A 24,279-nucleotide genomic window follows, 5' to 3' on the forward strand; every position below is an offset into this window, starting at 1 on the left:
TTGACCATCCACAAAAGCGGATGATCGCACCAAATAATTGGCACTGACATTCATCGGCACACTGTTGAGTTCTCAAAGAACACGCACACACCATCACTCGCAAGTTTCTCAACTTGTTCGATCCGGGGTTTGTTGTCCCACCGGGTTCCTCATCGGCTCCCTGGGGCGAACACCAACCTTACCAGAAGATTGTGTGTCGTGTAAACGTGCAGGCGCCTTCGTCCAACCTCGTTGCCCCAGTCCCTCAGGTCCGGGTCGGTGTCCGTGTCGCTCTGACTTGGACTAAGTTACGCGACGATGAACTGCCCTGCAAATCCCCTGGTCAGCAGCCATTCAGGGAAGGAAACCCCAGGTGAGCGGGCCTAGCGTCTACCCCGCGCACCGGGATCTTCAATCGTGACGCCGCACACATGCCACGCCGGGCCTCATCCGCGCAGGAGAGTGGGCTCGCCGGCCCCGACCCGCTCGATGTTGCCGCCCAGCTCCTGGATGATTTCCACGAACCTCGGGTAGCCGCGATCGATGTGGTAGACGTCGTGCACTTCGGTCACCCCGTCTGCGCACAGCCCGGCAAGCACCAGTCCGGCCCCTGCACGGATATCCGACGCCCATACCGGAGCACTCGACAGTTCCTCCACGCCGCGGATCACCGCATGGTGTCCGTCCGTCCGCGCGTCGGCGCCCAGACGCACCATCTCCTCCACGAAGCGGAACCGCGCCTCGAAGACGTTTTCGGTGATCATCGACGTGCCGTCCGCCACCGCCGCGAGCCCGATGGCCATCGGCTGAAGATCGGTAGGGAAACCGGGGTACGGAAGTGTCGCGAAGTTGACCGCCCGCGGACGCTCCCTCTGGACCACGCGGAACCCGTCCACGAGCGGAGCCACTTCGGCGCCGGCTCCCCGCAGCTTGTCGAGCACGAGCGCGAGGTGCTTGGGATTGACTCCGCGCACGGTCAGATCCCCGCGCGTCATCGCCGCCGCGATCCCCCACGTCGCCGCCACGATGCGGTCACCGATGCAGCGATGACTCGTGGGCGAGAGCGCAGGAACGCCGGAGATCCGAAGAGTCGTGCTCCCGGCGCCCGTGATCCGGGCGCCCATCTGGACGAGCATGGTGCACAGGTCCACGATCTCCGGTTCACGCGCGGCATTGTCGATAGTGGTGTCGCCCTTTGCGAGGACAGCAGCCATGAGGATGTTCTCGGTGGCACCCACCGACGGGAAGGCCAGCCGGATCGTCGCGCCGTGCAGTTCGTCCGCCTCGGCAACGACGCAGCCGTGCTCGATGGTGCTGTGCGCCCCCAGCAGACGGAGACCGGACTGGTGCATGTCGAGAGGGCGGGAGCCGATCGCGTCTCCGCCCGGCAGGGCGACCACCGCGCGGCGGCATCTCGCGACCAAGGGTCCGAGGACACATACGGAGGCACGGAACTGCTTCACCGCAGCGAAGTCCGCGTGGTACGACGGCTGCGCGGGGGTCGTGATCCGTACTTCGTCACCGTCGAGTTCGACCTCGCAGCCGAGACCCCGCAGGACCTCCGCCATCAAGGGCACGTCGAGGATGTCTGGACAGTTCGTAATCGTCGTGGTGCCCTCGACGAGAAGCGCGGCAGCCATCAGCTTGAGCACGCTGTTCTTGGCACCACCGACGACGACATCACCAACGAGCCGGTTTCCCCCGGTGACAAGAAAGCGTTCACTCACAGCGACACAGCCTAACGTCGTGTCTGTCTCTACAGCGGAACCGGTACCGTGGCGGCCATGGCAGTGCATCTCACCAGGATCTATACCCGTACCGGAGACGACGGTACGACGGGCCTCAGTGATTTTTCCCGGGTATCGAAGAACGACCCGCGATTGATCGCCTACGCCGATTGCGACGAGACGAACGCGGCGATCGGGGTAGTGCTCGCACTCGGTTCCGTCCCCGAGCGGCTCGTTCCCGTGCTGCAGCAGATCCAGAACGACCTGTTCGATGCGGGCGCCGACCTGTCGACGCCGATCGCGGAGAACCCGAAGTACCCGCCACTGCGCATCACCGAGCCGTACATCGACCGGCTCGAGGCGTGGTGCGACGAATTCAACGAAGAGCTGGGACCGCTCGATTCGTTCATTCTTCCGGGCGGAACCCCGGCCGCGGCGCTCCTGCACACCGCTCGCACGGTGGCGCGCCGGGCGGAACGTTCGGCATGGGCTGCGGTGGACGCCGCACCCGAGACCACGACAGTCTTGCCGGCGAAGTACCTCAACCGTCTGTCGGATCTGTTGTTCATCCTCAGCAGGGTCACCAATCCGGAGGGCGACGTCCTGTGGAAGCCCGGAGCGGGCGCGTAGGTAGGTCGATCTAGTAGGGACGGCGGCGCTGCGAGCGTCCCGACGGCCTGGACTCCACCCAGGACAGGAACGCCGTCTTCGCGCCGCTGTCCAGAGCGATCTCGTAGGATCCGTCGCCGTCGACGATCTCGAGGATCACGATGTCCTCGGTCATGATGTCCGTCTCCGCTGCAGTGGCGTACCGGCGCGAACGCACCTCGATGCCCTGGCGGGAAATCCGCGTATCCGGCCCGGGACGCAGACTCGAGAGCTTGTAGAAGGCGAGCGTCTCGTCGCCGTAGCGGATGATCCCGTGGCGCCATCCGGCGCAGTCACTGCGCGGGAGAACCCGCAGAATCGCAGCAGTGCCCCCTCCCCGAAGGGAGAAGGCACGATAAACGAGAGCCGCGACGGCAACCGCAAGCAGCACCACAAGGATGATGAGAACAATCATTCCGAGTGACACTGCTTGTCGGCTCCGTCGCGGCTCTTCGTTGTGTATCCGACGATCAGGCCCGTTCGACGGCCCGCAGGCGGCCCTTGGCCGCTGCGACTGCCGCCTCGTCCTGACTTTCGGCCAGGGTCGACTTCGCTGCCTCGACGTCGATGTCTTCGGCAAGAACGGCCGCTTCGGCAAGAACCGTCACGGTCGTGGCGGTCACCGAGAGGAATCCGCCGTCGACTGCCATGACGATACGCTCCCCGTCGGCGGTCTTGACCGACACGACACCGCCCTCGACGAGCTGGCCGAGGACCGGCTCGTGTCCGGGCATGACGCCGATTTCGCCTTCGGTGGTCTGGGCGGTGACGAGAGTCGCCTCTCCCGACCAGACACGTTCCTCGACGGCAACGATGTCTACGCGCATCTCAGCCACGCCGGCCTACTTCCCGGAGATCTTCTTGGCCGCGGCCTCGACATCGTCGAGTCCACCGCAGCTGTTGAAGGCCTGCTCCGGAAGGTGGTCGAACTCGCCCTTGCAGACGCGGTCGAACGCCTCGATCGTGTCGCTGAGCGGCACGACCGAACCGGGCTGACCCGTGAACTTCTCGGCAACGATGAAGTTCTGGCCGAGGAACTTCTGGAGACGACGGGCACGGTTGACCGTGACCTTGTCCTCTTCGGAAAGCTCGTCCATACCGAGGATGGCGATGATGTCCTGCAGTTCCTTGTACTTCTGAAGGATCCGCTTGACCTCGTTGGCGACACGGAAGTGATCCGCGCCGACGATGCCGGGCTCGAGGATGCGCGAGGTCGACGTCAGCGGGTCCACAGCGGGGTAGATACCCATCTGCGAAATCGGACGCGAGAGCTCGGTGGTCGCATCGAGGTGCGCGAACGTGGTGGCCGGCGCCGGGTCGGTGTAGTCGTCGGCGGGAACATAGATCGCCTGCAGCGAGGTGATCGAGCGACCACGCGTCGAGGTGATGCGCTCCTGGAGCTCACCCATCTCGTCGGCCAGCGTCGGCTGGTAACCCACGGCCGAAGGCATACGACCGAGAAGGGTCGACACCTCGGAACCGGCCTGGGTGAACCGGAAGATGTTGTCGATGAAGAGCAGCACGTCCTGGCCCTGCACATCGCGGAAGTACTCCGCCATGGTCAGTGCGGACAGGGCGACGCGCATACGCGTGCCCGGCGGCTCGTCCATCTGGCCGAAGACAAGGGCGGTGTCCTGGAGGACGCCCATCTCTTCCATCTCGAGGTGGAGGTCGGTGCCCTCACGGGTGCGCTCGCCGACGCCGGCGAACACCGACGTCCCGGAGAACTCACGCGCGATACGGGTGATCATCTCCTGGATCAGAACGGTCTTGCCGACACCGGCACCACCGAACAGACCGATCTTGCCGCCCTTGACGTACGGGGTGAGCAGGTCGATGACCTTGATGCCGGTCTCGAGGATTTCGGTCTTTCCCTCGAGCTGGTCGAAGGCCGGGGGCTTGCGGTGGATGCCCCACTGCTCGCCGTCGCGACCCGTTCCGGGTGCATCGAGGCAGTCGCCCAGGGCGTTGAAGACGTGGCCCTTCACGACATCGCCGACCGGCACGGAGATCGGGCGACCGGTGTCGGTGACGGAGGTGCCGCGCACCAGACCGTCGGTGGGCTGCATCGAGATCGTGCGGACCAGGTTGTCACCCAGGTGCTGCGCGACCTCGAGGGTCAGGGTCTTCGCCACGGACGGCAGAGTGACCTCTGCGTGCAGGGCGTTGAACAGTTCGGGTACGGCGCCACGCGGGAACTCCACGTCGACGACGGCGCCGATGACGCGGACGACGCGCCCGGCAAGGGCCGACGCCGCACCGGCGTTTTTGTCGGTAACTGCTGCGGTCATTGTGGTTCAGTCACTTCCTGCACTCGAGGCGAGCGCACCGGCACCGCCGACGATCTCGCTGATTTCCTGGGTGATCTGGGCCTGGCGGGCCTGATTCGCCTGACGGCTGAGGGTGTTCACCAGATCCGTGGCATTGTCCGTCGCGGCCTTCATCGCGGTACGACGGGCAGCCGACTCGGAGGCTGCGGCCTCCAGCAGCGACGCGAAGATTCGCGTGCTGACGTACTTCGGCAGAAGCGCGGACAGAAGCGTCGACGCCTCGGGCTCGAAGTTGTAGTCGGCCGTGGGTCCCTCGGATACACGATGACCGTCGCTCAGCATGTCCGAACCCAGTTCGATCTCGTCCTCGGTGACACTCACCTCGAGCGGCGCCATACGACGCACCTCGGGGATCTGGGTCAGCATGGACACGAACCGGGTGTAGACGATGTGCAGCTCGTCGACGCCCTCGATGGTGCCTTCGCCGTTGGGTGCAGGCACCTCGGAACCGGATCCGGCCATGAACAGCTCGACCAGGTGCCGGCTCGCCTTCGCAGCATCCGTGTAACGGGGTTCCTGCGAGAAGCCTGTCCAGGCACCCGCGACGGGACGCTCACGGAAGGTGTAGAACGACAGGCCCTTACCGCCCAGCACGTACAGCACAGGCTCTTTGCCCTCGCTGACGAGCAGCTGGCGCAGCTCCTCCGCCTCCTTCAAGACGTTGGAGTTGTAACCACCGGCCATACCGCGGTCGCTGGTCACAACCAGCACTGCCGCACGCTTCGGGTTCTCGCGCTCGTTGAGCAGGGGGTGATCCAGCGACGAGGACGCGCTGGCCAACTCCGAGAGGACCTTGGTGATCTCCTCGGCGTAGGGCTTCGATGCCGCCACTCGGGCCTGAGCCTTCGTGATGCGCGACGTCGCGATCAGTTCCTGCGCCTTGGTGATCTTCTTGGTCGAGTTGACCGACTTGATCCGCGAGCGCAGCTCACGCAAGTTCGCCATTCGTCGATCACACTCCCTTCACTGGACGCTGGGTCATGGCCGCCCCGTTCACTTGCGAACGGAGGTGCGCTTGACGGAGACCTGCTCCTGCGCCACTTCGTCGGCGCCGAGAGCCTCTGCTTCGGCCTCGTTCACGACGCGGCTGCCGTCGGAGGCGAGGAAGCCCTCCTTGAACTTGGCGGTCGCGGCGGTCAGTGCCTCGATCGACTCGTCGGTCAGGGCCTTGCCACCGGCGATCTGCTCGTAGACGCCCGAAGCGTTGCGATGCAGATCCTCGAGAAGCTCGGTCTCGAAACGACGGACGTCGCCGACGGGAACGGAGTCGAAGACACCCTCACCGGCAAGGTAGATCGAGATGATCTGGTCCTCGACGGCGATCGGCGAGTACTGATCCTGCTTGAGGAGCTCGACGAGCCGCTGTCCGCGCTCGAGCTGCGCCTTCGATGCGGCATCGAGATCGGAAGCGAAGGTCGCGAATGCCTCGAGCTCGCGGTACTGAGCAAGTTCCAGACGCAGGGAGCCGGAGACCTTCTTCATGCCCTTGGTCTGCGCGGCGCCACCGACTCGGGAGACCGAGATACCGACGTTGATCGCGGGACGGACGCCCTTGTTGAAGAGGTCCGACTCGAGGAAGACCTGACCGTCGGTGATGGAGATGACGTTGGTCGGGATGTAGGCCGAGACGTCGTTCGCCTTGGTCTCGATGATCGGCAGTGCCGTCAGCGAGCCGCCACCGAGCGCGTCGGACAGCTTGGCCGAACGCTCCAGCAGACGCGAGTGCAGGTAGAAGACGTCACCGGGGTATGCCTCACGTCCCGGCGGGCGACGCAGCAGCAGCGAGATGGCACGGTATGCCTCGGCCTGCTTGGTCAGGTCGTCGAACACGATGAGGACGTGCTTGCCCTGGTACATCCAGTGCTGGCCGAGGGCCGAACCGGTGTACGGGGCGAGCCACTTGAAGCCGGCGGAGTCGGAGGCCGGAGCTGCGACGATGGTGGTGTACTCCATCGCGCCGTTCTCCTCGAGGGCCTGCTTGACGCCCGCGATGGTGGAGCCCTTCTGGCCGATCGCGACGTAGATGCAGCGCACCTGCTTCGACGCGTCGCCGGACTCCCAGTTGGCCTTCTGGTTCAGGATCGCGTCGATGCAGACCGCGGTCTTGCCGGTCTTGCGGTCGCCGATCACGAGCTGGCGCTGGCCACGCCCGATCGGGGTCATCGCGTCGATGGCCTTGATGCCCGTCTGGAGCGGCTCCTCGACCGGCTGGCGCTCCAGCACGGAAGCGGCCTGCAGCTCGAGCGCACGGGTCTCGTCGGCTTCGATGTCGCCGAGGCCGTCGATCGGCTGACCGAGCGGGTTCACGACGCGTCCGAGGAAGTTGTCGCTGACCGGGACGGACAGAACGTCGCCGGTCCGCTTTACTTCCTGGCCTTCCTGGATGGACTGGAAGTCGCCCAGGATCACGGCACCGATTTCGGTGGCTTCGAGGTTGAGGGCCACGCCCAGAACGCCGCCGGGGAATTCCAGCAGCTCGTTGGACATCGCCGACGGGAGGCCGCTGATGTGCGCGATGCCGTCACTGGTGTCGACGACCACGCCGACCTCTTCGCGGGAGGCCTCCGGGGAGTAGCTCGCGGTGTAATTGTCAATCGCGCTACGGATCTCGTCGGAGGAGATCGTCAGCTCCGCCATGTTCTTCCTGCTCTCGGTATCAGGTCTTCGGAAAGATCTATGTGTGTGTTCGGAAGTGGACTACGTGAGGCTCTTGCGCACTGCCGCGAGTCGACCCGCAGCACTGCCGTCGATGACCTCGTCGCCCACCCGGACGACCAATCCACTGAGAAGCTCGGGATCGACCTCGACGTGCACCGTCACAGGCTTCCCGTAGATACGGCCCAGGGTAGCGGCGAGCCGCTCTTCCTGCGTCGCATCGAGGGGTGCCGCGCTTCGGACGTGCGCAACGGCACGATCGCGCTGTGTTGCGGCGAGCGCCGACAGTTCGTCGAGCGTCTCGGCCGGCGGCTTGCGGAGCCGACCGACGGCATGAACCGCCAACGCTTCGGTGATCGCGGTCACCTTGCCGTAGAGCAGACGCGACAGCAGCTCCCGCTTGGCCGTAACCGTGGTGCTGCGGTCGGAAAGTGTCCGCTCGAGGTCCGGGTTACCGGCCACGATGCGTCCGAGGCGGAAAAGCTCGTCCTCGACGGTGTCGAGCTGGTTCTGCTCCGCTGCCGCCTTCAGCAACGCCTCACGACCGAGCTGGACGAGAGAGTTGGTCAGGTCGGACTGTGCCGACCAGTCCTGCCCCGCCGCGGCTTTGACGGTCGCGAGGGTCGAGGCCGAAACCTTCCCCCCGAAGACCTGCTCGGCCAGCGTCACCCGAACGGCGACCGGGGCCGAGGCGTCTGCCAGCGCGCTCCGGAGAGCCCGCTGGTTGTCGAGCGCCTCGACCACCGAGAACAGTTCGGAACCGGCCTGAGCCGCAGCGGCAGTCGCGGCACCCGAGCCCAGGGCGGACTGCAACGCGGAACGCGTATGAGCGAGTGCCTCACGGCTTGCTGCGTACATGGTGCTCACTTTCCGGATGCAGAGTCAGCGCTGAGGGAGTCGAGTTCGTCGAGGAATCGATCGATCGAGCCGGCACGCTTCACATCGTCGGCGAGTGTCTCGCCGATGATCTTCTCGGCGAGATCCACCGAGCTACGTCCGAGATCGGTGCGCAGTTCGGCCACGATCTGCTGGCGCTGGGCCTGCAGCTGGTTGTGACCTGCAGCGACGATGCGGTCGCTCTCTTCCTGAGCCTGTGCCTTCATGTCGGCGATGATCTGCTGGCCCTGCGTACGGGCCTCTTCACGGATCTGCGCCGCCTCGGTACGGGCTTCGGCGAGCTGGGCACGATACTGCTCGAGCGCGGCCGCAGCCTCTGCCTGAGCTTCCTCTGCCTTCTTGATGCCGCCTTCGATCAGCTCCGAACGCTCGTCGAGAACCTTCTGGAACATCGGAAGTACGAACTTCCAGAAGACGATGCCGACGATGATCAGGGCGACGAGCGACCAAACGATGTCGTATGTCGCGGGCAGCAGGGGATTGGGTGTCTCCCCCTCCGCTGCCGCGAGAATCAGGATGCTGTCAGCCATGGTTGTCGTCGAATCAGAAGATGAAGCCGGCGACGATACCGATCAGCGCCAGTGCCTCGGTGAATGCGATACCGAGGAACATGGTGGTACGCAGCTGACCGGCCATCTCGGGCTGACGAGCCATGCCCTCGATCGCCTTACCGACGACGATGCCGATGCCGATGCCGGGGCCGATCGCAGCGAGGCCGTAGCCGACCGCACCGAGTCCACTGATGGTGGTCTCCGACTGGGCGAGGACGTCTGCTGCCTGAAGCGCAACGCTCATTGGTGTTCCATTCCCTTTCTTGTGGCCCGGCCCCGGGGATCGGCGACCGAGTCAGTCTGTGTGTAGAGATGTAGGTCGTGCAGTTCGGGGAGCTAATGCTCTTCGGCGTGCAGCGCCAGATCGATGTACACCGCTGTGAGCAGCGCGAAAATGTAGGCCTGCAGGACGATCACCAGAAGCTCGAAGAAGGTGAACGCGACTCCGCCGATGAGCGAACCGATACCGAAGAACCTCATGATGCCGTCGGAGTCGAAGAAGAAGAACTGCGTGGCGCTGAAGAACAGCACCAGCATGATATGTCCGGCCAGCATGTTCGCCATGAGACGAATGGTGAGGGTGAACGGCCGCAGCAGGAATGTCGAGACGAACTCGATCGGGATCACCAGAAGGTGAAGAGCCGGCGGCAGGTTCGGAATGACGATGCTGCTCTTGACGTAGCGGAAGAATCCGTACTTCTTGATGCCTACGTAGTTGAAGACGATGTAGGCGAGCGCAGCAAGGACGATCGGCATGCCGATTCGCGCATTCGACGAGATGTTGAGGAAGGGGATGATCGAGGTCAGGTTGAGCCCGACCACCAAGAAGAAGATGGTGACGATCACCGGCAGGAACCGGCGCCCCTGCTCTTTGCCGAGGATGTCCTCGGCAATGTGGATACGAACAAAGTCGAGCATGATCTCGGCGACGTTCTGCACGCCTCGCGGCACGATCTTCGGACTCCGCATGGCGAAGAAGAAGAAGACTGCGACGAGCAGTGCAACGACGACGCGGATAAGCATCAGTCGATCCATCTCGAAGGGGGTGCCCTCGAAGAGGATTGGCGGTGGGAAAAAATCAGCAAGTGACGGCGCGTGGAATTCTCCGGCTGCCAAGGTGGTGACGCTCAGCGCTCTCTCCCGTAGTCGGCCGCAGGCATTGCCGTCTGCGGTTCGATCGGACATTGACGATCCAACAAGTCGACCAGGTCGGCTCGCGTATTCGCCAGTGTTCCGAACCGCCGAAGCGGTTCCGCGTCCTGCCGGTGTCGGCGACTCTCGTCGACTCGGCGGTCATTGAACACGACCGCCTATGAAGTCACAACCGCGTGCTCGGCCCAGGGCCCTCGCGTGCAGTGTCACCTTCGTGAAAACCACACTACCAACTGCTCTACGACAGGGCGTAGGTGGGTACCCTACCCGCGGGTAATTGACACACGTATCTACTACTGATCGTCGTTTCCGCTGCCGGCCGACGGCTCCGGATCGACGTAGAGCGCGCGCTGGGACACCACGCCGTACGTTTCCGCACCGAGCACGATCACCAGCGCCAGCACGATCGTCAGGACGAGCGCGTTCCGGTTGTAGAAGTCCAGCGGATCGAGCGTCGCCATCACCACGATGGCGAGGATCAGCTTGAGTAGCCACGTTCCGAGCAGTACCGCGCCCGCGGTCATCGCCGGGAGTTTCGCGGTCAGCAGCACACCGAGCGCGGTGAACAGGATGAACCCGCCGCCGACGGCCGCACCGATCAGCGCTCCCCACAGGCCGGGCGTTCCCGCGACGAGCACGGACACGATCGACGCCACGACGGCCAGCGCGAGCAGTCCGAGTACGCCGTACCGGACGGCCGCGCGCATGGGTGCCGACGCGTCGGGCAGGGTGGGCAGGGAGTGTTCGGGTTCGGGAAGATCCGGGGAGGTCACAGTAATCGAGCCTAACGGACCCGGCGGAAGCGCTTCGGCGGTGCATCCCCGTCACCGTCGTGATGACGCAGCGATGGGACGGCGGTCACCACGAGCGCGAACAACAGGCCGGCGGCGGTCATCAGCACGACCACCCTGCGGTCGAGCAGCGACGAACCCACGGCTCCGAAGGCCAGGACACCGACCCACAAGTAGAGGAGCAGCACCACACGCCGGTGCGAATGGCCGATCTGCAACAGCCGGTGATGCAGGTGCATCTTGTCCGGGCTGAACGGGCTCACGCCGGCGCGCGTGCGCCGGACGATCGCGAGGAGGAGGTCGAGAATCGGGATGAACATGACAGCGCCGATCAGGATGAGCGGCGACAGGAGACCGAGAAGGTCGCGGGAACCATAGGCACTGAGGGGAATTCGGCCCGACGCGCTGGTCGAGATGGCCGCGAGCATCAGGCCGATCAACATCGAGCCCGAGTCCCCCATGAAGATCTTCGCGGGCTGGAAATTGAACGGCAGGAACCCCAGGCACGCCCCCGCCAGCGCGGCCGCGATCAGCGCCGGCGGATACGCCGAGACGTCTCCGCCCTGATCGAGCAGCAGTCCCACCGAGAACACACAGATCGCGACCGCGGCGATCAGTCCGAGACCGGCCGCGAGACCGTCGAGGCCGTCGACGAAGTTCATCGCGTTGATCATCACGGCGGCCACCGCGACCGTGATGAGTCCCCCTTGCAGCTGGTCGAGCACGAGCGTGGAACCGCTGAAGGGGTCGTAGATCACGATCCAGCTCACGCCCATCACCACCAGCACCCCGGCAGCGGTCACCTGCCCCACGAACTTGGTGAGGGCGTCGAGTCCCCACCGGTCGTCGATGATGCCCACGAGCACGATGATCGACGCCGCCACCAGCGCGGCACCCATCTCGGTGGTGTACTCGAAACCTCTGGTCAGCGCCGGCAGATGCTGCGCGAAGACGATGCCCGCCACGAGTCCGATGTACATCCCGACCCCGCCCAGACGCGGCGTCGGAGTGACGTGCACGTCACGATCGCGAGGGATCGCCACCGCACCGAACTTGATCGCCAGGATCCGGACCACTCCGGTGGCGAGAAAGGTCACCACCGCAGAGGTGAGAAGCACCAGAAGCAGTTCCCTGATGGGTACGCCCGCGCCACGTCCCGCTTGCGCGAGCAGTACGACCGAGTCGGCTGAAGTCACGTGCTCCGTTCCTCCGCCCGCTACTCCCCGCCGGAGCGCAGGCGTTCGGGATCATCGCCGAGAACCTCGGCGACGTCCTCGGCCGACACCGCGCCTTCGCGCAGGATCCGGGGGCGGTCACCGGTGAGATCGACGATCGTCGACGCGACGCCGTGTTCGGCCGGTCCACCGTCGAGATACACCCCGACGGATTCCCCGAGCTGTTCACGCGCCTGACCGGCGTCGGTGGCGGGCGGGCGACCGGAAATGTTGGCGCTCGACACTGCGAGCGGTCCGACCTCGCGCAGCAACTCGAGGATCACCGGGTGCAGGGGCATGCGCAGCATCACCGTTCCGCGGGTGTCGCCGAGATCCCACGCGAGCGACGGTGCCTGATGCACCACCAGGCTGAGGCCGCCGGGCCAGAACGCACGGATGAGTTCGCGCGCTTCGGGGCGCACGGTGCTGACGAGGCCGTCGATCGTCGTCCACGATCCGACGAGGATGGGCACCGGCATGTCCCGTCCGCGTCCCTTCGCCCTCAGCAGCGCGGAGACAGCGGAACTGTCGAATGCGTCGGCTGCGAGGCCGTACACCGTGTCGGTGGGCACGACGACGAGGCGTCCTGCCTTGAGCGCGCCCCGCGCCGCGTTCAATCCTGCGGCGCGCGAATCTGGTTTGTTGCAGTCGTACACGGTGCTCACGCACTCATCCTTCCACTAGCGCTCGAGTATTCCGTCGCGGGGCTCGGCGCCCGGGCTAACCACCAGCCGAGGAACGGACTGCCGCACGACTCGCTTCGACGTCGGTCGGCACCCGGTGCGCGACCACGAATCGGGGCTTGCCCGCCAGGTCGTAATGCTCGACGACGTCGTCGAAGACGCGGCGCTGCGCGAACAGCTCGGCGACGAGCATGCCGTTGGTGTCGTCGTGTTCCACCGCCGCCGCTCCCCCGATTCGCAACCAGCGCGCGATGTTCGAGATCATCGGTTTGATGACGGACAGTCCGTCCGGGCCGCCGAACAACGCAGAATGCGGGTCGTGCTCGGCGACTTCGGGCTCGAGGGCGGTTCCCTCGGGGATGTACGGCGGGTTGGACACCACGATGTCGACGGCGCCCTCGAGCGCGGCGAGCAGGGTGCGGTCGGTCACGTCACCCTGGTGCAGCACGATCGGCATGTCGCCGTCGTTCGCACGGGTCTCGGCGTTCTGCCGCGCCCAGGCGAGCGCCCGCGGCTCGAGTTCCACGGCGTGCACGACGGCATCCGGCCGGGCATGGGCAATAGCGAGTGCGAGCGCACCCGATCCCGTACACAGATCGAGCACGACGGGATTGCGGCGTCCGTGGCGTTCGAGAAATGCCAGCGCCCAACCGAGAAGCAGTTCCGTCTCGGGCCGGGGCACGAACACGCCGGGCCCGACGGCGAGGTCGATCTCGCCCATCGGCGACGTGCCGAGGATGTATTGGAGGGGAATGCGCTTGGCGCGCTGGTCCACCATCGCGCGGTAGGCCTCGATCATGGCCGAATCGACGAGGGGCACGAGCCCGAGCCGGCCTCGCTCGATTCCGAGCAGGTGCGCGGCAAGCAGTTCGGCGTCGACACGCGGGCTCGCGACACCCGCTTCCTCGAGCACCGACGCTGCTTCGATGATGGCCAGGCGCAGGGGTTGACGACTCACGCAGTACAGCGTGCCATGCCCACGGCCGCTCCGATGCCACGAGGTCCCCCAGGCATACCTCGCACAGGGGACTCGCCACCGACGCGGCGGGGCACGCGCTTACTCGGCGGCGAGCCGGGCCTGCCGGTCGGCGGCCGCGAGCGCGTCGAGAAGCGCATCCATGTCTCCGTCGAGCACAGCGTCGAGATTGTGCGCCTTGTAGCCGATGCGGTGGTCGGTGATGCGGTTCTCGGGGTAGTTGTAGGTCCGGATGCGCTCGGAGCGGTCGACGGTGCGCACCTGGCTCGCACGGCCCGCCGAGGCCTCCGCGTCCGCTGCTTCTTCGGCTGCGGCCTGCAGACGCGCGGCGAGAACCTGCATCGCACGGGCCTTGTTCTGCAACTGCGACCGCTCGTTCTGACACGTGACGACGATCCCCGTCGGCAGGTGGGTGATCCGGACGGCGGAGTCGGTCGTATTGACGCCCTGCCCACCCTTGCCGGACGAGCGGTACACGTCGATGCGCAGATCGCCCTCGTCGATCTGCACCTCTTCCACCTCGTCGGGTTCTGGATAGACGAAGACGCCGGCCGCGGAGGTGTGCACGCGACCCTGCGATTCGGTGACCGGGACGCGCTGCACCCGATGCACCCCACCCTCGAACTTGAGCCGCGACCATACGCCGTCCCGGACGTCGGTCTTCGACTTGATGGACAAGGTGACGTCCTTGTAGCCGCCGAGATCCGAATAGGTCGCGCCGAGGACTTCCACACGCCAGCCGGAGTTCTCGGCGTTGCGGGTGTACATGCGGGCGAGATCGGCCGCGAACAGCGCGGACTCCTCGCCGCCCTCTCCGGACTTCACTTCGAGCACCACGTCGTCCCCGTCGTGCGGATCGCGGGGCGCGAGGAGATCGGTGAGCGTGCGGTCGAGCTCGGCGACCTGCTCTTCGAGCTTGTTCACCTCGTCGGCGAAGGCGGAGTCGTCGGCGGCCAGTTCGCGAGCGGCTCCGAGGTCGTCGCGTGCGGCGGTCAGTTTGGTGTACGTGGCCATGACCGGGGCGAGCTCGGCGAACCGCTTTCCTACCCTGCGCGCAATCGACGGATCGTTGTGCAGCGCCGGGTCGGACAATTGCTGTTCCAGACCCGCGTATTCGGCCAGGATGTCGTCGATGGCCGACGGCTTGGTCTGCCCCGCCATGGGTCGCTCCGCTCTGTGATGCTGTGTGCTTCGATGCCGTGCGCCTGCTTCGGTGTTGCGGCGCTCGACGCGTGTGTATCGAGGGGTGCCCGGCCGCGCCGGTACACCGGTGGAACAAAAAAGCCGACGCCCGGCCTGTGACGAAGACAGAACCGGGCGTCGGCGTGACAGCTAGCTGTCGGCGTCGGCCTTCTTGGAAGGACGCTTGCCGTAGCGAGCCTCGAAGCGGGCGACGCGGCCGCCGGTGTCGAGGATCTTCTGCTTGCCGGTGTAGAACGGGTGGCACTTGGAGCAGACTTCGACGGTGATCCGTCCCGACTCCTTGGTGCTGTGCGTTTCGAACGTGTTGCCGCAACCGCAGACGACGGTTGTCGCCACGTAGTTGGGGTGGATTCCTGCCTTCATGGTGTCCCTTTCGTGGCCGCCGGGTCGCCTTCGCGGATCGAAGACGTGAACCGGAGCCGGACTGAGCCGTTCGATTATGCCAAACACCTGGCCCCGGGAAAAATTCCCGGGCCCCGATGTCAGTCTTCCAGAGCTCCCGGGGCGGTCTTCGCGACCGTCATCAGGAACTCGATGTTCGTCTTGGACTTCTTGAGCCGATCGATGAGCACATCGATCGCCTGATGAGAGTCCAGGCCGGAGAGCACGCGGCGCAGCTTGTGCACGACCGCGAACTCGTCGGGGCTCATGAGGAGCTCGTCCTTACGAGTGCCCGACGGATTGACGTCCACCGCCGGGAACACGCGACGCTCGGCGATCTTGCGATCGAGCTTGAGCTCGGCGTTACCCGTGCCCTTGAACTCCTCGAAGATCACAGTGTCGCCCGTGGAGCCGGTCTCCACCATCGCGGTGGCGATGATGGTGAGCGATCCGCCGTTCTCGATGTTGCGTGCCGCGCCCAGGAACCGCTTCGGCGGGTACAGCGCGGTCGAGTCGACACCACCCGACAGGATGCGTCCCGACGCCGGCGACGAGTTGTTGTACGCGCGGCCGAGGCGAGTGATCGAGTCGAGCAGCACGACGACGTCGCGTCCCATCTCGACGAGGCGCTTGGCGCGCTCGATCGCGAGTTCGGCCACGGACGTGTGGTCTGACGGCGGACGGTCGAAGGTCGAGGAGATGACCTCGCCCTTCACCGAACGCTGCATGTCGGTGACCTCTTCGGGACGCTCGTCGACCAGCACCACCATGAGGTAGCACTCGGGGTTGTTGACGGCGATCGCGTTGGCGATGTCCTGCAGGACCGTCGTCTTACCGGCCTTGGGCGGCGAGACGATGAGCGCGCGCTGTCCCTTGCCGATCGGCATGACCAGGTCGATCACACGAGTGGTCAGGATGTTCTGCTGCGTTTCGAGGCGCAGTCGCTCGTTCGGGTACAGCGGCGTGAGCTTGTTGAACTCGGGACGGCGCTTGGCCGCCTCGACGTCCCCACCGTTGACCGTGTCCAGACGCACGAGCGGATTGAACTTCTGGCGCTGGCTGCCGGCCTGCTCACCCTCGCGAGGCACACGCACGGCACCGGTGATGGCGTCGCCGCGGCGCAGGCCGTTCTTCCGCACCATGTTCATCGACACGTAGACGTCGTTGGGGCCGGCCAGGTAACCGGAGGTCCGGACGAACGCGTAGTTGTCGAGCACGTCGAGGATGCCCGCGACCGGCTGGAGCACGTCGTCCTCGCGGATCTCGGGCTCACGATCGGCACTGCCGCCGCCCTCGCCGCGCTCGCGTCCGCGACGGCGCTCGCGGAAGCGACGCCCACGACGGCCGCGGCCGCCTTCCTCGTCGTCGCCCGCCCGGTTGTCCTGGCGCGGACCGTTGTTGCCGTCGCCCTGGCTGCGATCACCCTGGTCACGATCGTTCCGGTCACGGTCCTGATGGCGGTCGTTCCGGTTGCGGTCGCCTTGGTTGCGGTCGCCCTGGTTGCGATCACCCTGGTTGCGGTCACCCTGGTTGCGATCACCCTGGTTGCGGTCGCGCCGGTTGCCACCGTCACCCTCGGAGCGGTCCTGCGACTTCTCACGAGAATGACCGTCGCCGCGCTCCTGAGAGTCGCGGTCGTTGCCTTCGGACGCCGGTGCGCCGGCATCGGTCTGACCCTGGTCGGTCTGGTCCGCGCCACGGCGGCCGCGTCGGCCGCGTCCACGCCGGGGTCCGTCGGACTCGCCTTCGGAATCTGCGCCGGTCTCGGCGTTGCGCTCCGGCTTCGTGTCGGTGGCGACAGCGCCGGTCTCGGCAGGCTTGTCGCTCGCAGGCTCGGTGCCGGCGACCGGAGTCACGGCAGCATCATCCTGCGCGGCGGCGCGGGCACGGCGAGCACGCGCGGGGCGAGCCGAGGCTTCGTCGGGCGTCTCGGTCGCGGGCTGTGCTGCAGCGGGGGCGGGCTTGGCGCCTGCGCCCTGCCGCTCCTTGATCGCAGCGATGAGATCGCCCTTGCGCATACCCGAGGTTCCCTTGATGCCGAGTTCGGCGGCGAGAGTCCGCAACTCGGCGAGCACCATGCCCGACAGGCCGGTGCCGCGCCGACCGGCGCGAACCGGAGACTGTGCGGAATCTCCGGCAGACTCGGTGGTGTCGGGAGCGGATGTGGCGATCAGGTCCGTATCTGTCACGGAGATCCTTTCCTTCCCTCGTTGCTCTACACAGAGCCGAGGGTTCGTTCCGCAGATCAGTTCCTGGCACTGAGCTGGGATTGCCGTACGAGTTCATGAATCGAACGGTCGGCACGTCCGCCACCACACCGATCCGGTGGGTGCGGCCTGGCCCTCCCCCTGAATCGGGAGCAGGTGAGGATAGACCCGGGATCGACGCCCCATGGAGCTGGAGTGAGTGTCCTGGAGAATCCGGCGACTTCGGACGCACGACGTGCGGACTTCCCACAGGATAGCGACGAACTGGACGCAGGGCAAGAATCGACGCGCACGCACAGCGGTGTGCGGTGTGACACGAACCGCGTCAGTCGACCTGCACTCCCTCGGCCACATCGAGAGGAAGGACAGTGAGATCGTCCGCCTCCGCCGCAGCCCGCAATTCGTCGGGGAACGGCTCTGTGGTCAGCGCGAGCACAGTGGGGCCGGCACCCGAGACCATGGCGGGAATCCCGGCAGCGCGCAGCGTGGTCACCCACTTGGTGGTCAGCGGCAGGGCGGGAGCGCGCTGGGCTTGGTGCAGAAGATCCTCGGTGGCCGCCATGAGCAGATCCGGCCGCTCGGTCAGGGCGACCACCGCCAGGGCAGCGCGGCTCACGTTGAACGCCGCGTCGCGGTGCGGGACGAGCGAAGGCAGCAGCCCGCGCGTGTGCGCGGTCGACGAGCGAACCGACGGCACCAGGGCGACGGCCTTGATGCCGGGGTGCACGCTCAGCGACACCGCGCGGAACCGCCGTTGTTCGCAGCCGCTGTCCACCTCGCTCCACGAGACCACCGCACCACCGAGCACACTCGCCGACGCATTGTCGGGATGCCCCTCGAACTCGGAGGCGAGCTGGACGAGCTGGGCGTCGTCGAGCACCCGCTCGGGCGCGACTTTGCGCACCAGACCGTTGGCGGCGGCGAGTCCGCCGACCGCAGCCGATGCCGACGACCCCAGGCCGCGGGAATGAGGAATCACATTGCGGCACACCACGTCGAGACCGTCGGCCCAGATGCCCGCCGCTTCGAGACCGCGCTCGACGGCGCGAACCACGAGATGCGACGGGCCCCAAGGGACCTCTTGGGCGCCTTCCCCTTCGACGCGCACGTCGAGACCGGAACCGGTTGTCGTCACGGTGATCTCGTCGTAGAGCCCGAGTGCGAGGCCGAGGCAGTCGAACCCGGCCCCCAGGTTCGCACTCGAAGCAGGAACCCGGGCGGTCACCGAGATTCCTACGGGCAGCGTTTGCGTCATGTTCTGATTCCCAACAGAGGAAGCCGTGGCGGTCAACTCAGACCAACTCGAGCGCCGACGCCACTGCGACGGGATCGACCGAAATCGGCTCGACGACGGGAACGTCGCGCAGCGCGGTGTCCGGATCCTTGAGGCCGTTGCCCGTCACCGTGCACACCACCCGCAGTCCGCGCGGCAGCCATCCGTCCTTGGAGGCCGCGAGCAAGCCGGCGATCGATGCTGCCGAGGCGGGCTCGACGAAGATCGACTCGGACTTCGCGAGCAGGTGGTAGGCCTCGAGGATCTCCTCGTCCGTGGCCGCGCGGAACGCGCCGTCGGACTCGTCCTTCGCGGTGACCGCACCGTTCCACGACGCGGGTGCACCGATCCGGATGGCTGTGGCGATCGTCTCGGGCTCCTTCACCGGGTGCCCGAGCACGAGCGGGGCGGCACCGGCTGCCTGGACACCGAGCATCCGGGGCTTGCGCGAGCTCAGGCCGTCCGCGAAGTACTCGGAGTAGCCCTTCCAGTACGCGGTGATGTTGCCGGCGTTGCCCACGGGCAGCACGTGCACGTCGGGTGCGTCGCCGAGTGCGTCGACGATCTCGAACGCCGCGGTCTTCTGGCCCTCGATACGAACCGGGTTGACGGAGTTGACGAGCCCGATCGTCGGGAACTCGGCGGTGGTCTTGCGGGCGAGTTCGAGGCAGTCGTCGAAATTACCCTCGACCTGAACGATCTTCGCGCCGTGCATGACCGCCTGTGCGAGCTTACCCATGGCGATCTTGCCCTGGGGCACGAGCACCGCGCAGCCGATCCCGGCGCGCGACGCGTACGCCGCCGCCGACGCCGACGTGTTGCCGGTGGACGCACACAGCACCGCCTGCTTGCCGGTCGCGAGTGCTTCGGTGACGGCCATCGTCATGCCGCGGTCCTTGAACGACCCCGTGGGGTTGAGGCCCTCGACCTTGATGTAGACGTCGCACCCGGTGATCTCCGACAACCGGGGGGCCGGGAGCAGCGGCGTACCGCCCTCGCACAGCGTCACCGTCTTCCAGCCGTCACCGATCGGGAGGCGACTGCGGTACGCCTCGATCAGCCCGGGCCACGGGGTGTGCACGGGAGCAGTGTTTTTTTCGGCCGCACTCATTCGGCGGATCCCTCCAGTCTCAGGACGCTGGTCACAGCAATAACGGATTCGAGCTTGTCGAGCGCGGCGACGGTGTCCGCCAGCGCCCGATCGGTGGCGCGGTGCGTGAGCACCACCAGGCGGGCGCTTTCTGCGGCACCCTCCTGTCGCACAGCGGAGATGCTGACGCCGCGGTTCGCGAACTCCGCAGCGACGGCCGAGAGCACACCGGCACGGTCGGCGACCTGCAGATTCACGTAGTACCGCGTCACGATGTCGCTCATCGGGGCGATATCGAGCTTCGCGTATCGGGACTCGCGCGGTCCGCGGCCACCGTGCACACGGTTCCGGGCCGCCATCACGACGTCGCCCATCACCGCGGACGCGGTCGGGGCGCCGCCCGCTCCCTGGCCGTAGAACATGAGCCGTCCCGCGGACTGGGCTTCGACCACGACCGCGTTGAACGCACCGCTCACCGTCGACAGGGGATGCTCACGCGGTACGAGGGCGGGGTACACCCGGGCCGAGACGCGGTCCTTGCCGTCGGGATCGGAGACCCGTTCGCAGAGTGCGAGCAGTTTGATGGTGCAGTTCAGGGCGCGGGCAGAGGTGAGGTCCGCTGCCGTGATGTTCGAGATGCCTTCGCGGTACACGTCGCTGGCGGTCACCCTCGTGTGGAAGGCGATCGACGCGAGAATCGCGGCCTTGGCCGCGGCGTCGTAGCCCTCGACGTCGGCGGTGGGGTCCGCTTCGGCATACCCGAGGCGGCCGGCCTCGGCGAGTGTCTCGGCGTAGTCGGCGCCCGTGTCGTCCATCGCGGAGAGGATGAAGTTGGTGGTGCCGTTGACGATGCCGACGACACGGTCGACCCGGTCACCCGCGAGCGACTGGGTCAGAGGACGGATGACGGGGATCGCACCGGCCACCGCGGCCTCGAAGTAGAGATCGACGTTGTGCGACTCGGCAGCCTCGGCGAGTTCACCGGTGTACGCGGCGAGCAGCGCCTTGTTGGCGGTGACGACCGACTTGCCGGCGTCGAGTGCCGCACGCACCAGAGTGCGGGGCAGTTCGATTCCGCCGATCAGTTCGACGACGATGTCGACGTCGTCGCGGGTGATCAACGCCTCGGCGTCCGTGGTGAGAAGTTCCGCCGGCACGCCCCGGTCGTAGGAGAGGTCCCGCACCGCGATCCCGCGCAGTTCGAGCGGGGCGCCGATGCGCTCACGGAGGTCCGAAGCATCATCACGGATGATCCGCACGACCTCGGCTCCTACCGTGCCGTGGCCGAGCACCGCTACACCGACGGGGCGCTGCCCCGGTGCATCGGTCACCGTTGAGTTGGTCACTCCGTAACCTCCAAGCTGAGCAGATCTTCGACGGTTTCCCGACGTAGCAGGACACGCGAGACGCCGTCCTTGACAGCCACGACGGCGGGACGAGGCAGCAGGTTGTACCTGCTGGACATCGAGTAGCAGTATGCACCCGTCGCCGCTACCGCCAGTAAATCACCGGCGCCCACGTCGGACGGCATCCACGCGTCGCGAATCACGATGTCACCGCTCTCACAGTGCTTGCCCACGACGCGGGCGACGACGGGTTCCGCGTCGCTGACCCGCGAGACGAGCCGCGACTCGTACTCGGCCTGGTAGAGCGAGGTGCGGATGTTGTCGCTCATTCCGCCGTCGACGCTGATGTAGCGGCGGGTGTGGCCCGTCCCCACTCCGACGTCCTTGACGGTGCCCACCTCGTACAGAGTCACGGTGCCCGGTCCGGCGATCGCGCGTCCGGGTTCGACGGCGATCGTGGGTTCGGGCAGGCCGACGAGGGCCGACTCGTTGCGCACGATGTCGGTGAGCTTCGCGGCAAGGTCCGCGACCGGCGGCGGGTCGTCGCTCGGGATGTACGAGATGCCGAGGCCACCGCCGAGATCGACGATGCTCATCTGCGCCGTCCGGTCGAGTCCGAACTCGGCGACGGCGTCGCGTAGCAGTCCGATCACGCGATGCGCGGCCAGTTCGAATCCGTCGACGTCGAAGATCTGCGAACCGATGTGGCTGTGCAACCCGACGAGCCGGAGGTTGCCGGTGGCGAACACGCGGCGGATGGCGGCCATGGCCGCGCCACCGGCGAGCGACAGACCGAACTTCTGATCTTCGTGCGCCGTCGAGATGAATTCGTGGGTGTGTGCCTCGACACCGACGGTGACCCGGATGAGGACGTCCTGCACGACACCCAGCTCACCGGCGATCTCGTCGAGGCGGTCGATCTCGGCCATCGAGTCGAGCACGATGTGACCGACACCGGCGCCCACTGCGCTGCGCAGTTCGTGCACGGACTTGTTGTTGCCGTGCATGGCGATCTTGTCGGCGGGGAAGCCGGCGTGCAGCGCGACCGCGAGTTCACCGCCGGACGCCACGTCGAGCGACAACCCCTCCTGGTGGACCCACCGCGCGATCTCGGTGCACAGGAACGCCTTCGACGCGTAATGCACCCGTGCCGTCGGGCCGAACGCCTCGGCGATCTCGCGGCACCGCGACCGGAAGTCGTCTTCGTCGACGACGAACAGCGGCGTGCCGTACTTCTCGGCGAGGTCGGTGACCGGCACTCCCGCGATCTGCAGGACACCGTCGTCGCCGCGACTCGCGTTGCGGGGCCACACGTGCGCATGGAGTTTGTTGAGTTCACCCGCGTCGCGGGGACGTTCCGCGAGGGTCGGGGCGTGGGGAATCTCTGCGTGCCGGGGCCCGGCCGGGTGCGCGTTCACATCCGCTCCGGAGCGGAGACGCCGAGCAGTCCGAGGCCGTTGCCGAGCACCTGGCGCGCGGCGGCACACAGCGCCAGGCGCGCGGTGTGCAGGGCGCCGGGTTCTTCGTCGCCCTGGGGCAGGATGCGGCAGGCGTCGTAGAACCGGTGGTAGGTGCCGGCGAGTTCCTCGAGGTAGCGGGCCACGCGGTGCGGTTCGCGCAGTTCGGCAGCCTTGGCGAGGACACGGGGGTACTCGCCGATGGTGCGGATGAGGTCGCCCTCGCGCTCGTGGGTGAGCAGCGACAGGTCGGCGCCTTCGGTGCCGAGCCCGAGATCGGCGGCGTTGCGTGCGATCGAAGACAGCCGGGCGTGCGCGTACTGCACGTAGTACACCGGGTTCTCGCTGGTGGTGCTCGTCCACAGTTCGAGATCGATGTCGATGCTCTGATCGACCGAGGAACGCACGAGCGCGTAGCGGGCAGCGTCGACACCGATCGCCTCGACGAGGTCGTCCAGGCTGATCACGGTGCCTGCCCGCTTGCTCATCTTGACGGTCTCGCCGCCGCGCACCAGGTTGACCATCTGACCGATGAGGACCTCGACGGTGTCGGGATCGTCACCGAACGCGGCGGCGGCTGCCTTCAGTCTCGCGATGTAGCCGTGATGGTCGGCGCCGAGCATGTAGATGCACAGGTCGAAGCCTCGCGACCGCTTGTCCTGGAAGTAGGCGATGTCGCCGGCGATGTAGGCGGCGTTGCCGTCGGACTTGATGACGACGCGATCCTTGTCGTCTCCGAAATCGGTGCTCTTGAGCCACCACGCGCCGTCCGAGAAGTACAGGTTGCCGGACGCCTTGAGTGTCTCGACCGCCTTCTCGACCGCTCCGGATTCGAACAGCGAGTTCTCGTGGAAGTAGACGTCGAAGTCGACACCGAATTCGTGGAGGGTCTGCTTGATGTGGGCGAAAATCAGCTCGACCCCGATCGAGCGGAAGACCTCGTCGCGCTCCGCGTCGGGCAGATCCAGCACGTCCGGGCGCTGCTTCAGCACCTCGTCGGCGATGTCGACGATGTATGCACCGGCGTATCCGTCCTCCGGGGCGGGCTCGCCGAGCGCCGATGCGACCAGAGACCGCGTGAAGCGGTCGATCTGGGTGCCGTGGTCGTTGAAGTAGTACTCCCGCGTGACCTCCGCGCCCTGTGCGGTGAGGATCCGGCCGAGCGCGTCACCGACGGCTGCCCAGCGGGTGCCACCGAGGTGGATCGGTCCGGTGGGGTTCGCCGAGACGAACTCGAGATTGATCTTCTTACCGGCGAGGTCGTCCCCGGCGCCGTACGCGTCGTTCTCGTCGAGGACCTTCGCGACGATCGCTCCCTGCGCGTCGGCAGCGAGGCGGATATTGAGGAAGCCGGGACCGGCGACCTCGGCCGAGTCGATGCCGTCGGCGGCGGTGAGCGCCTCGGCGAGCCACGTCGCGAGCTCACGGGGGTTGACTCCGGCCTTCTTCGCGACCTGCATGGCGACATTGGTCGCGTAGTCGCCGTGCTCAGGGTTGCGCGGGCGTTCGACGGTAAGGGTCTCGGGGAGGACGGACACGTCGAGACCACGATCGGCGAGGACGGTCGCGGCGGTTCCGTGGAGCAATTCGGCAAGGTCGGAAGGAGTCACAGGTATTCATCCTATTGGCTCGTCCGAAGGGCCGCCGACGCTCCCCCATAGCCGACGCCGGGGCCGCTGTCACCGCGACGCCCGTAGAGTTGTCGTTGCGTGCGCGCTT

23 protein-coding genes are annotated in these 24,279 nt (G+C 66.5%); 1 reads left to right on the forward strand and 22 read right to left on the reverse strand.

Features of this window, described 5'->3' with window-relative positions; genetic code table 11:
- Positions 1 to 425: 425 nt before the first annotated feature.
- Entirely contained in the window at positions 426 to 1,706 is a 1,281-nt protein-coding gene (murA, locus tag ACFWBU_RS11820; RefSeq protein ID WP_378528352.1) for a UDP-N-acetylglucosamine 1-carboxyvinyltransferase, read from the reverse strand.
- Positions 1,707 to 1,763: 57 nt separating this feature from the next.
- Here murA and ACFWBU_RS11825 point away from each other — a divergent pair, with 57 nt between their 5' ends.
- Positions 1,764 to 2,336 (forward strand): cob(I)yrinic acid a,c-diamide adenosyltransferase, encoded by a 573-nt coding sequence (locus ACFWBU_RS11825; RefSeq protein WP_169652782.1) that lies wholly within the window; start codon positions 1,764 to 1,766, stop codon positions 2,334 to 2,336.
- Positions 2,337 to 2,346: 10 nt separating this feature from the next.
- Here the strand turns inward: ACFWBU_RS11825 and ACFWBU_RS11830 are convergent, their stop codons facing one another.
- From ACFWBU_RS11830 to argS, 21 genes are all read right to left on the reverse strand, one after another.
- Complete coding sequence (locus ACFWBU_RS11830; protein WP_169652781.1) at positions 2,347 to 2,769, reverse strand: DUF2550 domain-containing protein; 423 nt, start codon at positions 2,767 to 2,769, stop codon at positions 2,347 to 2,349.
- 55 nt (positions 2,770 to 2,824) lie between these two features.
- Complete coding sequence (locus ACFWBU_RS11835; RefSeq protein WP_296550078.1) at positions 2,825 to 3,190, reverse strand: F0F1 ATP synthase subunit epsilon; 366 nt, start codon at positions 3,188 to 3,190, stop codon at positions 2,825 to 2,827.
- Positions 3,191 to 3,196: 6 nt separating this feature from the next.
- Entirely contained in the window at positions 3,197 to 4,645 is a 1,449-nt protein-coding gene (gene atpD / locus ACFWBU_RS11840; RefSeq protein WP_072700323.1) for a F0F1 ATP synthase subunit beta, read from the reverse strand.
- Positions 4,646 to 4,651: 6 nt separating this feature from the next.
- Positions 4,652 to 5,629 carry a F0F1 ATP synthase subunit gamma gene (locus ACFWBU_RS11845; RefSeq protein ID WP_169622506.1) on the reverse strand — a complete coding sequence of 326 codons (978 nt, stop codon included), beginning with the start codon at positions 5,627 to 5,629 and terminating at the stop codon, positions 4,652 to 4,654.
- Between the two features lie 48 nt (positions 5,630 to 5,677).
- A complete protein-coding gene (gene atpA / locus ACFWBU_RS11850) occupies positions 5,678 to 7,321 on the reverse strand; it encodes a F0F1 ATP synthase subunit alpha (protein WP_169622505.1) in 1,644 nt (547 codons plus the stop codon).
- Positions 7,322 to 7,381: 60 nt separating this feature from the next.
- Positions 7,382 to 8,197, reverse strand: a complete 816-nt coding sequence (locus tag ACFWBU_RS11855; RefSeq protein ID WP_169622504.1) for a F0F1 ATP synthase subunit delta — start codon at positions 8,195 to 8,197, stop codon at positions 7,382 to 7,384.
- A gap of 5 nt (positions 8,198 to 8,202) precedes the next feature.
- Entirely contained in the window at positions 8,203 to 8,766 is a 564-nt protein-coding gene (locus ACFWBU_RS11860) for a F0F1 ATP synthase subunit B (protein WP_169622503.1), read from the reverse strand.
- A 13-nt stretch (positions 8,767 to 8,779) separates the two neighbouring features.
- On the reverse strand, positions 8,780 to 9,031 hold the full coding sequence (locus tag ACFWBU_RS11865; RefSeq protein ID WP_072700316.1) for an ATP synthase F0 subunit C: 252 nt from the start codon (positions 9,029 to 9,031) through the stop codon (positions 8,780 to 8,782).
- 92 nt (positions 9,032 to 9,123) lie between these two features.
- A complete protein-coding gene (gene atpB / locus ACFWBU_RS11870) occupies positions 9,124 to 9,972 on the reverse strand; it encodes a F0F1 ATP synthase subunit A (RefSeq protein ID WP_174555795.1) in 849 nt (282 codons plus the stop codon).
- Positions 9,973 to 10,232: 260 nt separating this feature from the next.
- Positions 10,233 to 10,712 carry a hypothetical protein gene (locus ACFWBU_RS11875; protein ID WP_169622502.1) on the reverse strand — a complete coding sequence of 160 codons (480 nt, stop codon included), beginning with the start codon at positions 10,710 to 10,712 and terminating at the stop codon, positions 10,233 to 10,235.
- Positions 10,713 to 10,723: 11 nt separating this feature from the next.
- Positions 10,724 to 11,926 (reverse strand): glycosyltransferase family 4 protein, encoded by a 1,203-nt coding sequence (locus tag ACFWBU_RS11880; protein ID WP_296550070.1) that lies wholly within the window; start codon positions 11,924 to 11,926, stop codon positions 10,724 to 10,726.
- 20 nt (positions 11,927 to 11,946) lie between these two features.
- Positions 11,947 to 12,609 (reverse strand): L-threonylcarbamoyladenylate synthase, encoded by a 663-nt coding sequence (locus ACFWBU_RS11885; RefSeq protein WP_169622500.1) that lies wholly within the window; start codon positions 12,607 to 12,609, stop codon positions 11,947 to 11,949.
- Positions 12,610 to 12,664: 55 nt separating this feature from the next.
- Complete coding sequence (gene prmC / locus ACFWBU_RS11890) at positions 12,665 to 13,585, reverse strand: peptide chain release factor N(5)-glutamine methyltransferase (protein WP_378528353.1); 921 nt, start codon at positions 13,583 to 13,585, stop codon at positions 12,665 to 12,667.
- A 99-nt stretch (positions 13,586 to 13,684) separates the two neighbouring features.
- Entirely contained in the window at positions 13,685 to 14,764 is a 1,080-nt protein-coding gene (gene prfA, locus ACFWBU_RS11895; protein WP_169622498.1) for a peptide chain release factor 1, read from the reverse strand.
- A 171-nt stretch (positions 14,765 to 14,935) separates the two neighbouring features.
- Positions 14,936 to 15,169 carry a 50S ribosomal protein L31 gene (gene rpmE / locus ACFWBU_RS11900; RefSeq protein WP_169622497.1) on the reverse strand — a complete coding sequence of 78 codons (234 nt, stop codon included), beginning with the start codon at positions 15,167 to 15,169 and terminating at the stop codon, positions 14,936 to 14,938.
- 119 nt (positions 15,170 to 15,288) lie between these two features.
- Positions 15,289 to 17,376: a transcription termination factor Rho gene (gene rho / locus ACFWBU_RS11905; protein WP_378528354.1), complete on the reverse strand. Its 2,088-nt coding sequence runs from the start codon at positions 17,374 to 17,376 to the stop codon at positions 15,289 to 15,291.
- A gap of 343 nt (positions 17,377 to 17,719) precedes the next feature.
- Complete coding sequence (thrB, locus tag ACFWBU_RS11910; RefSeq protein WP_378528355.1) at positions 17,720 to 18,649, reverse strand: homoserine kinase; 930 nt, start codon at positions 18,647 to 18,649, stop codon at positions 17,720 to 17,722.
- 37 nt (positions 18,650 to 18,686) lie between these two features.
- Positions 18,687 to 19,778, reverse strand: a complete 1,092-nt coding sequence (gene thrC, locus ACFWBU_RS11915) for a threonine synthase (protein WP_378528356.1) — start codon at positions 19,776 to 19,778, stop codon at positions 18,687 to 18,689.
- Complete coding sequence (locus ACFWBU_RS11920) at positions 19,775 to 21,103, reverse strand: homoserine dehydrogenase (RefSeq protein WP_378528357.1); 1,329 nt, start codon at positions 21,101 to 21,103, stop codon at positions 19,775 to 19,777. Before ACFWBU_RS11920 ends, thrC begins: the two co-directional genes overlap by 4 nt.
- Entirely contained in the window at positions 21,100 to 22,521 is a 1,422-nt protein-coding gene (gene lysA / locus ACFWBU_RS11925) for a diaminopimelate decarboxylase (RefSeq protein WP_378528358.1), read from the reverse strand. The genes ACFWBU_RS11920 and lysA overlap by 4 nt, the downstream gene beginning before the upstream one ends.
- Complete coding sequence (gene argS / locus ACFWBU_RS11930) at positions 22,518 to 24,170, reverse strand: arginine--tRNA ligase (RefSeq protein WP_169622492.1); 1,653 nt, start codon at positions 24,168 to 24,170, stop codon at positions 22,518 to 22,520. The genes lysA and argS overlap by 4 nt, the downstream gene beginning before the upstream one ends.
- Positions 24,171 to 24,279 lie beyond the last annotated feature (109 nt).

This window comes from Rhodococcus sp. NPDC060084 (assembly GCF_042730335.1).
Taxonomy (GTDB): domain Bacteria; phylum Actinomycetota; class Actinomycetes; order Mycobacteriales; family Mycobacteriaceae; genus Rhodococcus.